The following is a 12761-nucleotide window of genomic DNA, read 5'->3' as shown; positions in this document are numbered from 1 at the left end:
GCTACGACTCACCCAGCGGTATACGTAACACCAGGTGTTCGTCTTCGAGCGTCCATTTCGCGGCGCCGACAAGCGCGTAGTCCATGTAGTCCAGCTTCATGCGGTCAATGAAGGTCCGCCTGGCATCGCCTTCGATTGGAGGTATCCCGCGATCTTTCACAGCCCTGGCTCGTTCTTCAAACCGCACCAAAAAGGCGCCTACGTCAAGTTCAGCCATGTGATGCTCCTCATCTCTTGTCCAGCGAGGTTACCCACCCGGCCGGTGTTTTATGTGTTACCGGTGGTCAAACTACAACGCTCGGGCCAAGCAGTTCGCGGAGTTCTGCAAACAGCGCAGAACGCGGCTCAACACAATGATCGTCACCGAGTCGCAGCACCCGCTCGCCCTCGTCAGCAGTCATGTGGAGAAACACCGGCACCGAGCCTGGATGGTTCGACAACGCTCCACGGAGGAGGTCGACCATGTTGCGCGACAACGCGGATGCCGGAATTCGCAAACGAACCGCGTGGTCTTCGGACAGGTCTGGTTCCTTTATATTCTGGCCGATGAACTTCACGTCGTCTCCTCGGTGATCGACCCTTCCTGTAATCACAATGATTGCATCTTCGCGAATCAGACCGCCGAACTCTGCCACCGTCTTAGGGAAACACACAACTTCAACACTCCCCTGAAGGTCTTCGAGCGCAAAGAAATACATCGGGGTCCCGGCCTTGGTGTACTTCGTGGTGACACTCCCGACAATGCCCGACACAGTTGCCTGTGACTTGTCGGCCTTGTCCCAGAGACCGGCGAGATCCGTCGAGCACATACGGGCAAGCGCCCTCTCGATGCCGAGGAGCGGATGGTCAGAGACGTAGAGGCCAAGCATTTCCTTCTCGAAGCCGAGACGCATGCGTTTTGGCCACTCGGCGTCCCCGATCTCAACTCGCTCTTCTACAACACCGGTCGTCTCGCCACCAAACAGACTGAACTGGCCCATGTCCTCGTTGCGGCGACGTATCACAGCCGCGGCCATCATGTCTGGATACTTCTCAAAAAGGCTGCGGCGGGCGTGGCCAAGTGAATCGAACGCACCGGACTTTATCAACGAATCCAGCACCCGCTTGTTGAGGACCGCGGTGTCGACCCGAGCGAGAAAGTCATGGAAGTCGTTGTATGCGCCGTTCTTCTCGCGCTCCTGTGAAATCAACGTTACGACACCGTCCCCAACGTTGCGCACGGCAGCCAGCCCGAAGATGATGTCGCCGCCAGAGGCGACGAACTCCACCTCGGACCGATTGACATCGGGGACTGTCACCGAGATCCCCATCCGCCGGCACTCGTAGAGATACACCGCGGTCTTGTCTTTGTCGTTCTTGACAGACGTCAGCAATGCCGCCATGTACTCGGTCGGATGACGCGCCTTGAGCCACGCTGTTTGGTAGGCAATGAGGGCGTATGGCGCTGAATGAGACTTGTTGAACCCATATCCGGCGAAGTGCTCCATGACCGTGAAGATCTCGTGGCCAACCTTCTCTCCGTGGCCGTTGGCGACACAACCCGCGATGAACTTGTCCTCCTGCTCTTTCATGACGGAGCGGATCTTTTTGCCCATGGCCTTGCGCAGCATGTCTGCTTCGGCCATCGAGAAGCCAGCCATAATTTGGGCTGTTTGCATCACCTGTTCCTGGTATGCCATGACTCCGAATGTGCCTTTCATCACGTCTTCGAGAAGCGGATGGAGGTAGGTGACTTCCTTCCGGCCGTTCTTCCTGTCGGCGTACTCGAGGTGTGCACCCGCTCCGAGCGGCCCTGGACGATAAAGCGCATTCAACGTGATGAGGTGCTCGAACTCCTCCGGGCCTAGGTTCCTCATCAGGGCCCGCATCGGTCCCCCCTCGAACTGGAACACCCCGAGCGATTCGCCCCTCTGAAGCATTTCGTACACCAACGGTTCGTCGAGCGGGACATTGTCGATGTCGATCCGTTCGCCGGTGGTTCGTTCGATTTGTTCGAGGGCGCGTTCGATGGTGGCCAGAGTGCGGAGACCGAGAAAATCCATCTTGAGAAGGCCGAGCGCCTCCACGGCACCCATTTCGTACTGAGTGACGACTTCTGCGTCTTCGCCTTTCCTCTGGATCGGCACAATGTCAGTCAACGGAACTGGCGAGATGACGACTGCAGCAGCGTGTATCCCATCTTGGCGACGAAGACCTTCAATACCCCGGGCGGCCTCGACAACCTCACGGGCGTCGGGGTCGGCTTCGTACAGCTCACGAAGCCCGGCAGCAGCCGTGTAATGATCACGCTCATCTGATGAGGAATCGGGTCCCGGAGGCTCCAAACAATCCGCAAGAGACGCATCTCGGCCAAGGATGGCAGGGGGCATTGCCTTGGCGAGCCTGTCGCCCAGCCCGTAAGAATGACCAAGAACGCGGGCAGCATCACGAAGCGATTGGCGCCCCTTCATTGTCGAGAACGTGACAATTTGCGCGACGTGGTCAGATCCGTATTTCTCTGCGCTATACCGGATCACATCGGCCCGGTAGCGCTCGTCAAAATCCATGTCGATGTCTGGCATGGAGCGACGGCCGGGGTTGAGAAACCGTTCAAAGATCAGCCCAAACTCGATCGGGTCGATTTTCGTGATGCCAAGACAGTACGCAACGATCGACCCGGCTGCCGATCCGCGTCCCGGCCCCGTACGAATTCCGGCCTCGTTGGCGTAACGAATGAGATCCCACACAATCAAAAAGTAGGCATCGAAACCCATATCGTGAATGACGCCGAGTTCGTAGTTGATTCGGTCCACGGTGACCTGGGGCATATCCGGATAGCGCGTACGCGCACCCTCCATGACCAGCTCGCGCAGGTGGGTCTCCTCTGTGCGGCCAGCCGGGACATCGAAATGCGGAAGGAGGATCTTCCCAAATTCGAGTTCTACTTCGGCTCGCTCAGCAATCAAGAGAGTGTTCTTGCAGGCCTGCGGGTACAGGTCGTCAGGGAACAACGCATACATTTCAGCGGCCGATTTCATGTAGAACTCATCAGATCCGAACCTCAGCCGCTTCTCATCCGCCTTGTTCGACCCAGTTTGGATACACAGCAACACATCGTGGGTGTCAGCCTGGTGGGCTGATGTGTAGTGGACGTCGTTGGTTGCAAGCAACGGGGCGCCAATACTCTTCGCGATGTTGGTGAGGTCTTCAAGAATGCGGCGTTGGGCCGGAATGCCGTGGTCTTGGAGTTCTATGAAATAGTTCTCTTTGCCAAAGATGTCTTGGTATTGTGCCGCCGCTGCTGTGGCGCCCTGATAGTCACGTGTTTGACGCGCGTTCCCCTCCTCGGAGTCGGCGTCGGGGGCAAGCAACTGGGGAACATGTCCGCCAAGGCAGCCTGAAGTCGCCGCGATGCCTTCCGAGTACTCGGCAAGAATCTCCATATCCATCCGCGGCTTGTAGTAGTACCCCTCCAGGTAGGCAATTGAAGCAAGCTTGATGAGGTTGCGATAGCCAACGTTGTTGAGGGCATAGAGCAACATATGGTGGCGCACATCGTCGCGGCGCGACAAACGGTCGCGGCGATCTCCGGGAGTTGTGTATGCCTCTATGCCGATGACCGGCTTGATACCTGCAGCGGTAGCTGTCTGGTAGAAATCGACCACGCCATAGAGAACACCATGGTCAGTAATGCCGACCGCGGGTTGATTGTCGGCAACCGCGACATCAACAACTTCTGAAATACGGGCAGCTCCATCGAGCATTGAAAACTCGCTGTGGAGATGAAGATGGGCGAATTGCTGGCTCACGGCCTCACTGGCTCCGACTGTGACGAACTACACCAGTGTAAGCAGGCTGGCAAACCCGCCGCGCAACATGCAAGCTGCCAGTCTCTTGGGAGTTTCGGACGCATTGGGTGCCCAGGCTACTATCGCCTACAACGGCACGGATCGACACATCTTGGAGCAATCTCAGTGGCCATGAAGCGTATCGGGATTCTCACATCGGGCGGGGATTCACCAGGAATGAACACCGCGGTCCGCGCTGTTGTGCGGACCGCGGTCGCTCAAGGTCTCGAGATTCACGGTATCCGCGGAGGGTTCACCGGTCTTCTCGCCGGCGATTGGGACGTGCTTAACGCACGCGACGTTGGCGACATTCTCCATCGAGGCGGAACGTTTCTGCACACCTCTCGATGCAAGGACATGCTCACAGACTCCGGCATACGCTTGGCGCTCGACCAAATCCAGGAGGCAAAACTCGACGGCATAGTTGTCATAGGCGGTGATGGGTCGCTCGCCGGCGCCCACGCCCTTGCGGGCCAGGGTGTGCCAACCGTCGGTATTCCAGCATCGATTGACAACGACATCTGGGGAACCGACATGTCGATCGGAGTCGACACCGCGCTTAACACGATCATGGAAACAGTAGACAAGCTACGCGACACCGCATCCAGCCATCAGCGGGCGTTCCTCATTGAGACGATGGGGCGCGACTGCGGATACTTGGCACTAATGGCCGGCGTGGTATGTGGCGCCGAATTTTCTCTCATCCCCGAAATCGATGTGTCTCTTGAAGAGGTTGCCGCCGCGGTTTCAGCCGCATACGCCCGCGGAAAGAGCCACTCCATGATCCTTGTTGCCGAGGGCGCCTCGTTGGAAATACATGACGTCGCGACATATCTCGACGACCTGTCTCTCGGCTACGACTCGCGCATCACGATACTTGGGCATGTCCAACGCGGTGGAGTCCCCTCGGCGTTTGACCGTTTTCTTGCGACCCGCCTCGGTGTGGCCGCCGTTACAGCAATGGTTGAAGGGTCCCACGACGTCATGACGGCGTTGAATGGCAAAGACATCGAACTCGTGTCGCTGGCGGACGGCGTCGGGAAACAGCGACCAGCCAACCTGGACTTCCACGAGATGACGACGATGCTTGCCCGGTGACGGCGCCCAGCGACAGCACACTCACCTGCGCCGCAGTGTCTCCAGAGATTCGGCCAAGTCGCGAGGCAGCGGCGCCTGTACCCGGATTTCTTTGTGGGTGACAGGGTGGATGAATGCAAGGCTGGTGGCATGCAACCAAACCCTGCCTGGGTCGGCCACCGAAACAAGTTGGTTCCCGTACACCGGGTCGTTGACGATAGGGTGACCAATGGACTGCATATGGACCCGGATCTGGTGGGTGCGCCCGGTATCGAGCGTGACTTGTAGCAGTACATGGTCAGCCCATCGTTCGATTGTCCTATAGTGCGTTCGCGCAAACCGCCCACCTTGCACGATCGCCATCTTTGTCGGAGCGCGAGGATCGCGCCCGATGGAGGCCTCGATCGTTCCTGTGCTGACTGCAAGCGAACCGTGTACAAGGGCGGTGTACCGACGTTCAATCTTCCTGGCGGCGAGCTGCTCGCGTAACTCGTCAAACGTGGTTTCGTCGAGACCGACCATCAGTAGACCCGAGGTGTCCTTGTCAAGCCTGTGCACGAGACCCCAGCGGCGTTCTTCACCGAGCGATTCAAGCTCAGGGTATTGATACACGAGTCCATTGACAAGGGTGTCACCCGAATGGCCGGCACCGGGGTGTACGACTCTGCCTGGCACCTTGTTGACAACCAGCACATGCTCGTCGCGATAGGCAATATCGATCGACATCGGCACACCAACAAGTTTTTGTTGCGTCGTCAGCACCAAGACGACATCGTCGACCACGACGCGTGAGTTGCCCTTTGCCGATCTGCCCCTCAGCGTTGCGCGCCCATCCGCAATAAGGCGGGCGGCGACACCCCTCGACACGCCGGCGACGGTTGCGACGATTTTGTCGAATCTGGCGCCAGCGTCGGAAGCGGTAACGACGTGGCTGGTCTCTTCAAGCGGCTTCGTCATGAAACCGACGTCTTGGCCGACCGACGCGCCAGCAAGCCGCTCAGGAGCATCAGCACGACACCAATCGTGAGCGAAGTGTCCGCAAGATTGAACGTCGGGAAGAATGAGAAGTCGATGAAGTCAACTACTGCACCGTCGAGCAGCCCGTCACCACGAAAGATGCGGTCGACAAGGTTTCCCATCGCGCCACCCAGGATGAAACCAAGACCGACAACCTCCCGGCGGTGATCAACTTTGTCAACCGTCTTCACGACAAACACTGTTACCCCAATGCCGACGATCGCGATGACGGGGCCGGAGTTCTGAAAAGACGAAAATGACGCACCGGGGTTGTGTGTCACCGCAAACCGAAGAAACCCATCGATGACATTGAGCGGGTTGCCGGTCAACCGGCTCACTGCCCAGGCCTTCGAAGCGATGTCGAGCACGAGAACGTCCGCCGCAACAAACATGGCAAGCATAAGATTTGAGAGTCGTGGTGATGTGTCCATAGCAGTCTTTGCCTAAGTGGCGGGAAATCGTACCACTGACCGATTGCCAGGAATCGGCCCCCTGGAGACTGCACGGGTGACACGCTACGAAGCGTCGGCCCAGTCTGCAGCGACTTCTTTCACTTGCACGGTGGTGCTTGAGTTCGAAACTAACAGGGATGCCACCGCCATGTCGATGTCAGCACCCATTGTCGGCGTGAGCGTTCCGGACTCGATCCACACCGTGTACGAGTTGTCAAACGCGTCGTATACAACACCAACGAAGCTCGTCGCAGCGACCATTTCGGATGCAGTCTGGACCTCTCCCTGCCCTGCTGCCCTCTCATTTGCGGAAACCTCTGCCTCGCGTACCAATAGACCCGGGGGAGGATTGCGAAACGCTTCACGAGTCTCGAATCCAGGCTCGACAATGAGGAGAGCACTGCCCGCGGCAAACGGACCGCGATAGGCCACAAACCCAGGATCCAAAGCCACCGCGCCGACGAAGTCGTCCAGCAATCCCTGGTTGCGGAACAAGTCAATCGCCTGTTCTCTCGAAATATTGAGTTGCTCCGCCATGTCAACAACCTCTGGATCCGCGGTAGCATCGAGCAGGTCGGACGAGGCCGCGGTTGCATCGAGCACCGTTGTAACAGGGCCTGTTCCGTTGACGCCAGTTAGCGGACTCGACATCGTGAAAACCACAGCGCCTATTACCAACAAGACAGCGGCAAGAACCACACCTGTCGCCAATACCCCTCGGCGCGACAAACGCCCTGTCCGGACCTGAATCGCCGCGTCATGCTGCAGCGTGAACCTCTTCTCGATTACAAGTTTTGGAATAGTCACCTGTCATCCCGTCCTGTGATCAGTTTCGCAGCTTGTCGGGACCGAGGATCGCCACCACGGCTGCTCGGTCGATACCGGTCAACAACCACTGTTTGCGTCTGGAGGTGGCACCGCGAATCAGTGTCGCGTCGTCGCATGCGAAGAACTGGATCAGGATCTTGCGGACCGCAGTGCTTGCTTTGCCACCTTCGGGCGGTGCTGCGACGCGGATCTTGAGGGCGGCGTTATGGGCGCCAACGACCTCGGTGCGCGACGCCCCGGGAACCACCCACACGTCAATGACGGTTCCATCGGGGTGGTCTGTGATCCGGACTTTTGCCATGGTTCGATGCTACCGCTGCACCGCCAACCCATGGTGTACACTTTTGTCGGCAACGACAGGGACGCAACCACACGACCCTCGGACGGCAGCGAACCGGTGATAGTGCAAGACCGGCGTCCGACCGTGTGGGACATCACCCTTGAGCTGCGGGAAGAAAGCCATCAGGTCGTAGAACCCGCCGGTCTCTCCACCGTGAAGGAGCAACGAGCGGGTGTCCGACCGATGGACACCAAGCCAGGTGGTACCGCGGGTCTCCCGTCCTGGCACTGAAATGCTGTTGCGAGGAGATGACCGTGAGCACCAACCCAGCGTTTAAGAAGGTCAATTCGCGCCTTGACCTCACCCACGTCGATGCCGATGTCCTCGCACTGTGGAAAAAGATCGGTGCGTTCCAGGCCTCGATCGACAACCGAGTCGACGCCCCCGAGTACACGTTCTATGACGGGCCGCCGTTCGCCACCGGTTCGCCACACTACGGGCACCTGCTACAGGCGGTCATTAAGGATGTGGTGCCACGCTACTGGACGATGCGTGGATACCGGGTTGAGCGTCGATTCGGCTGGGACACACATGGACTCCCCGTGGAAATGGAGGTCGAGAAACAGCTCGGCGTGTCAGGTCCCAAGCAGATCAACGCGATCGGGGTCGATGCGTTTAACGAGGCCTGCCGTGCAATGGTGAACACCACCACCAAAGAGTGGGAGGACATCATGGACCGGGTCGGCCGCTGGGTCGACTTCGAAAACGACTACAAAACCATGGATGTCGACTTTATGGAGACCGTGTGGTGGGTGTTCAAGTCGCTATGGGACCGTGACCTGATATACCAGGCGTACAAGGTGTTGCCGTATTCGTACGGGGCGACAACACCACTCTCCAACTTTGAAGCGAACCTCGATTATCGCGACGTCGATGATCCGTCGATCACCGTGCGCCTCAGAATTACCGAGGACCACGGTCCACTCAAGAAAGACGATTTCTTGTTGGTGTGGACCACTACACCATGGACGTTGCCCTCGAACCTTGCAGCCGCGGTCGGCGAAGACGCGTCCTATGTTGCAATCGACGGCCTCCCCGGCGGATTCGAGGGCCGCCACTGGTTGGCGCCCGAACGCGTCGAGCACTACGCCCCTGGAGCGGAGACCATAGCTTCGGCCACCGGCCGCGAAATGGTTGGTGCTACCTACGAACCGATCTTTGACTACTTCGCAGACAAGGCCGCACTGGGGGCGTTTCGCGTCATTGTCAACCCCGAGGTGACGACCAATGAAGGTACCGGCCTGGTCCACATGGCGCCTGCGTACGGCGAGTCTGACTTTGCCGCTTTCCAAGCAGCAGGCATCGACGTCATCGTTGAGCCACTTGACGCAGAGGCGCGATTCACCGACGAGGTTGGCCCCGAACTCGTGGGTGTGCAGGTCAAAGACGCCGACCCAATCATCATTTCAATGTTGAAGGACGCCGGCAATCTGGTGCGCCACGAACAGGTCCACCACAGCTACCCGTTCTGTTGGCGTACTGGCACGCCGCTGATCTACCGTGCAATACCGACGTGGTTCGTCAAAGTCGAGTCGTTCCGCGACCGAATGGTCGAAGCTAACAAGACAATCCGATGGGTCCCCGAGGCTGTCGGCGCCAAACGGTTTGGTAACTGGCTCGAGAATGCCCGTGACTGGGCAATCAGCCGCAACCGCTACTGGGGCTCGTGCATCCCCGTGTGGGAGTGCGACACCTGCAAGGAACGGTTGTGCATCGGTTCGCGCCAAGAGCTGTTCGAACACTCTGGGGTGATGGTCGACGACCTGCACAAACACATCGTCGATCTCGTCACATTCCCCTGCGCGAACGACGAAGGCACCATGGTTCGTGTGCCAGAGGTACTCGATTGCTGGTTCGAATCTGGCTCGATGCCGTACGCCCAGATCCACTACCCCTTCGAGAACGAAGAGCGCTTTGCGGCGCGGTACCCGGCCGACTTCATCGCGGAAGGGTTGGACCAGACCCGCGGCTGGTTCTACACGCTGCTTGTCCTCGGCACCGCAATTTTCGACGAGGCGCCGTTTCAGAACTGTGTCGTGACAGGGATGATCCTTGCCGACGACGGCAGAAAAATGTCGAAGAGCCTCAAGAACTACCCTGATCCGACCGGGGTGATCGACGCGTTTGGCGCGGACGCCCTTCGTGCGTACCTGATCAATTCGCCCGTCGTACGCGGCGAGCCGCTCAGGTTTCAGGAACAGGGCGTGCGAGATGTAGTACGCACCGTGTTGCTTCCCTACTGGAACGCGTATTCGTTCTTTTCTCTGTACGCTGAAGCAGACAACCTGACCCGAGCCGATCTTGATGCGGCACCACCTCTTGGCGAACGCCCTGAAATCGACCGATGGATAATTTCCGTGCTTCAGTCGCTGATCCGCGACGTCAATACGGAGATGGAGCGCTACCGCCTGTACGCGGTCATCCCTCCGATCTTGGGTTTCATCGACGACCTCACGAACTGGTACATCCGGCGGTCGCGTCGGCGTTTCTGGCGCCAACGGACCGAAAACGACGCCGACAAGTTGGCGGCGTTCGCAACTCTCCACGAAGTGCTCACCACGTTCGGCCGTGTCGCCGCACCGATATTGCCCTTCATCACCGAGGAGATCTATCAAGTGCTGGAAAGGGAACATGATGCTGACGTGCCAGCGAGCATCCACCTCACCAACTACCCCGAAGCAGACACGGCGGCGATCGACACAGATCTGGAAAGCGCAATGGCATCGGTACGCACCGCCGTCAATCTGGGACGCCGATTGAGGCGACAGCACGACCTTCGAGTTCGCCAGCCGCTGTCAACGCTAACGGTCGTCTCGCGCGAACCAACCGAACGGGAGGCGCTTGAGTCCCACGCCGCCCTCATTCGCGAGGAGCTCAACGTGAAGTCCCTCGTGATTGAGGCCGACGAAACCCACCTCGTAACCCTCTCCGCCAAGGCGAATTTCAAGAAACTGGGCCCGCGGTTCGGAAAGGATATGAGGACGGTCGCCGCGGCGATCGAACGACTCGACCACGAGGCCGTGGACAGGCTTCTGCGCGGAGAGTCGGTCGATGTCGTCGGTCACAACATCTTGCTCGATGATGTAGCCGTTCAGCGGGATCCGCTTGCGGGTCTTGTTGTCACTACCGGGGCGCACATCACCGTCGCCCTTGACACACATGTTTCGGACGAGCTCCGTTCTGAGGGGACGGCCCGCGAATTCATTAATCGGATTCAGGGAATCCGTCGAGATATTGGAATGGATGTGACTGACCGAATCGAGATTGGTTGGTCCACACTCGACGGTGTGTTGGCCGGTGTCCTCGAAGAGCACGCAGGGATCATCGCTCAAGAGTGTCTCGCGGTGTCGGTGACAAAACGCAATGGGAAGCTCGACCACCAACTAGATCTCGACGGTCTCGTCCTGACGGTCTCGATCGAGACGATCGTCAACTAACGCCGCCTCGCGATCGGCGGCTTCAGCTGCTTTAATGCGCGCACGCAAACCCCCGAGTCTCCGCTCGTACACCGTGCGGTCATCCCGCAGATCGATGTCCGGTGACGCTGCGCCTGTGAGGTCGAGCATGGTTTCGTGCTGGTCGTAGAAATCGGTTCGACCGATCGCCTCTACCGGTGGCAAATCATTGGGCAGCAGCGACTTCACAAGAGGAGCGTTCGCCTCGGTGTAGCCGGACTCTCCGACGGATCCCTGCTCAAGGGAGGATGGAGCGACCAGTTGACTCACAGCCCGAAGTTCTGCCTTGACGTGGTTTGTCAACGCTTCGAGCCGCTGTTCGGCTTGATGCGTGGTCTGTGCAAGGCGAGCTGTTGTTCGAACCTGTTCGTAGGCGCGGCGACGGGCATCGTCAACAATGGTACGAGCTGAGGCGGCAACGAGGTTCGACTCCTCGGCGGCAGCGGCTCGGCTCGCCTCTGCAAGCTCTCGTGCTTTTGAGATGATTTGATTTGCTTCGCTCTTGTGTCTGGCGCTTCGCTCCACCGCCTCAGCTTCAGCTGCGACGCTACGATCGGCGACCAGCATGTGGCCAATAGCGACTTGCACTGCTCGCTCCTCGCGGGCTGCTGCGACGGACTCGGAACCAGCAAAGAGGAGTTCGAATGACTCAACAAAGTCCCGCATGCGACCGGTCCGCGCCGCGGCACTATCGGGACGGTCGGCTTCAAGTTCCCCTATGCGCGCCCGTGCAACTTCGAGCTCGCTCGCAGCGTCAACGAGTGCCGCAACAACTGCGCTGCGAAAGATCTCTACTGCGTCCCTTGCGTATCCACGCCCTTCGCGTGCGAAAACCACTTGACTTGCGGTGACGGCCGTCATGTCCATGCTGGTAGCTTACCGTCACCGTAGAACGCCCTGTAAAATGATCACGCCAAAAATAAGAACCATTGGGGCAAGGTCAAGTGCGGCACCGCCGATCCGCACAGGCGGGAGAACGTTTCTGATGGGTCTCAGCACCGGCTGAATCACCTTTTCGAGGGCGTCGTAAGCCTTGCGCACCGGGTGCCCCCCCGGCACCCGCCCCAAGACAACGATATACCCGAGCACAATCCAGGCAATGATCACCCAAATGACGTATCCAAGAAGGGTCGCTAGAGCGCTCACAGTGTGTGTTACCCGACCGATCCGGAGTACAGGCCGAGGTCTGCAAGACGTTGCCGCTCTTGTACTGAGATGGACCTGTTCGGCGGAGTCACCAAAATCACACCCTGGGCGATCTTGGCCATGTTGCCGGACAGCGAGTATGTGAGTCCGCTCGCGAAGTCGACGAGCCGACGGACCATTTCCGGTTCGGTTCCACGGAGGTCCATTACCACCGGGCGGTTTGCTCTGATGTGGTCGGCAAGCGCCTTTGCGTCGTCGAACGATCGCGCTACCACCAGCTCTGATTCGATGTGCATTTGCGGCGACGTCTCATCCGCTGTGAGCGGACCTCCGCCGCTCGCACGAACAGTGACACCGGCTTCTGAACGAGTGCGGGGCCCACTAGGACGACTGCCACCCATCGACGGGGGTTCCACCCTCCGCCCGATGATCCCGTGGCTCACTGATGGTGGTTCGACCGGGGCAACTGGCCGCACAGCCTGATGCTGGGATGCCTCGACGCGGCGAACACCACTCTCGTTACCAGCGCCACCTGACTGCTCTTCGGAGCTCTCGACCTGCTCGTCGTCGACGAGACCCAGCTGAAAAAGCGCCTTGTTCCAAAGTGATGCCATGGGTT

12 protein-coding genes are annotated in these 12761 nt (G+C 58.9%); 3 read left to right on the top strand and 9 right to left on the bottom strand.

What is annotated here, in order from left to right; translation table 11 throughout:
* Position 1: 1 nt before the first annotated feature.
* Positions 2-217, bottom strand: a complete 216-nt coding sequence (locus IIC71_04105) for a hypothetical protein (protein MCH7668376.1) — start codon at positions 215-217, stop codon at positions 2-4.
* A gap of 67 nt (positions 218-284) precedes the next feature.
* Positions 285-3788 carry a DNA polymerase III subunit alpha gene (gene dnaE, locus IIC71_04100; GenBank protein ID MCH7668375.1) on the bottom strand — a complete coding sequence of 1168 codons (3504 nt, stop codon included), beginning with the start codon at positions 3786-3788 and terminating at the stop codon, positions 285-287.
* A 171-nt stretch (positions 3789-3959) separates the two neighbouring features.
* On the opposite strand from dnaE, the gene IIC71_04095 reads away from it, so the two are divergent.
* Positions 3960-4925, top strand: a complete 966-nt coding sequence (locus tag IIC71_04095; GenBank protein ID MCH7668374.1) for a 6-phosphofructokinase — start codon at positions 3960-3962, stop codon at positions 4923-4925.
* Positions 4926-4946: 21 nt separating this feature from the next.
* Here IIC71_04095 and IIC71_04090 read toward each other — a convergent pair whose 3' ends face one another.
* The 4 genes from IIC71_04090 to IIC71_04075 form a co-directional block, all read right to left on the bottom strand.
* The gene (locus IIC71_04090) at positions 4947-5861 is read right to left on the bottom strand and encodes an RluA family pseudouridine synthase (protein MCH7668373.1); all 915 of its coding nucleotides are present in this window, start codon (positions 5859-5861) and stop codon (positions 4947-4949) included.
* Entirely contained in the window at positions 5858-6352 is a 495-nt protein-coding gene (lspA, locus tag IIC71_04085; protein MCH7668372.1) for a signal peptidase II, read from the bottom strand. Before lspA ends, IIC71_04090 begins: the two co-directional genes overlap by 4 nt.
* A gap of 84 nt (positions 6353-6436) precedes the next feature.
* Positions 6437-7180 (bottom strand): hypothetical protein, encoded by a 744-nt coding sequence (locus tag IIC71_04080; protein MCH7668371.1) that lies wholly within the window; start codon positions 7178-7180, stop codon positions 6437-6439.
* Positions 7181-7199: 19 nt separating this feature from the next.
* On the bottom strand, positions 7200-7502 hold the full coding sequence (locus IIC71_04075) for a DUF167 domain-containing protein (protein MCH7668370.1): 303 nt from the start codon (positions 7500-7502) through the stop codon (positions 7200-7202).
* 30 nt (positions 7503-7532) lie between these two features.
* Here IIC71_04075 and IIC71_04070 point away from each other — a divergent pair, with 30 nt between their 5' ends.
* On the top strand, positions 7533-7772 hold the full coding sequence (locus IIC71_04070; GenBank protein ID MCH7668369.1) for a hypothetical protein: 240 nt from the start codon (positions 7533-7535) through the stop codon (positions 7770-7772).
* Positions 7773-7795: 23 nt separating this feature from the next.
* A complete protein-coding gene (locus tag IIC71_04065) occupies positions 7796-10978 on the top strand; it encodes an isoleucine--tRNA ligase (protein ID MCH7668368.1) in 3183 nt (1060 codons plus the stop codon).
* Here IIC71_04065 and IIC71_04060 read toward each other — a convergent pair.
* Genes IIC71_04060 through IIC71_04050 form a run of 3 tightly spaced genes read right to left on the bottom strand, consistent with a single transcriptional unit; the run spans position 10925 to position 12756 of the window.
* Complete coding sequence (locus IIC71_04060) at positions 10925-11863, bottom strand: hypothetical protein (protein ID MCH7668367.1); 939 nt, start codon at positions 11861-11863, stop codon at positions 10925-10927. The two genes, IIC71_04065 and IIC71_04060, sit on opposite strands and share 54 nt — an antisense overlap.
* A gap of 15 nt (positions 11864-11878) precedes the next feature.
* Positions 11879-12142 carry a YggT family protein gene (locus IIC71_04055; protein MCH7668366.1) on the bottom strand — a complete coding sequence of 88 codons (264 nt, stop codon included), beginning with the start codon at positions 12140-12142 and terminating at the stop codon, positions 11879-11881.
* An 8-nt stretch (positions 12143-12150) separates the two neighbouring features.
* The gene (locus tag IIC71_04050; GenBank protein MCH7668365.1) at positions 12151-12756 is read right to left on the bottom strand and encodes a cell division protein SepF; all 606 of its coding nucleotides are present in this window, start codon (positions 12754-12756) and stop codon (positions 12151-12153) included.
* Positions 12757-12761 lie beyond the last annotated feature (5 nt).

The organism is Acidobacteriota bacterium, from assembly GCA_022562055.1.
Lineage (GTDB): Bacteria > Actinomycetota > Acidimicrobiia > Spongiisociales > UBA5794 > BMS3BBIN02.
This window is presented reverse-complemented; position numbering and strand designations above follow the sequence as displayed.

What these genes read in the sequence shown, in the direction of transcription:
- IIC71_04090 (MCH7668373.1), bottom strand. Translation starts at nt 5,861, where the DNA reads ATGACGAAGCCGCTTGAAGAGACCAGCCACGTCGTTACCGCTTCCGAC.
- IIC71_04070 (MCH7668369.1), top strand. Translation starts at nt 7,533, where the DNA reads ATGGTGTACACTTTTGTCGGCAACGACAGGGACGCAACCACACGACCC.
- IIC71_04105 (MCH7668376.1), bottom strand. Translation starts at nt 217, where the DNA reads ATGGCTGAACTTGACGTAGGCGCCTTTTTGGTGCGGTTTGAAGAACGA.
- IIC71_04060 (MCH7668367.1), bottom strand. Translation starts at nt 11,863, where the DNA reads ATGGACATGACGGCCGTCACCGCAAGTCAAGTGGTTTTCGCACGCGAA.
- lspA (MCH7668372.1), bottom strand. Translation starts at nt 6,352, where the DNA reads ATGGACACATCACCACGACTCTCAAATCTTATGCTTGCCATGTTTGTT.
- IIC71_04050 (MCH7668365.1), bottom strand. Translation starts at nt 12,756, where the DNA reads ATGGCATCACTTTGGAACAAGGCGCTTTTTCAGCTGGGTCTCGTCGAC.
- IIC71_04075 (MCH7668370.1), bottom strand. Translation starts at nt 7,502, where the DNA reads ATGGCAAAAGTCCGGATCACAGACCACCCCGATGGAACCGTCATTGAC.
- IIC71_04095 (MCH7668374.1), top strand. Translation starts at nt 3,960, where the DNA reads ATGAAGCGTATCGGGATTCTCACATCGGGCGGGGATTCACCAGGAATG.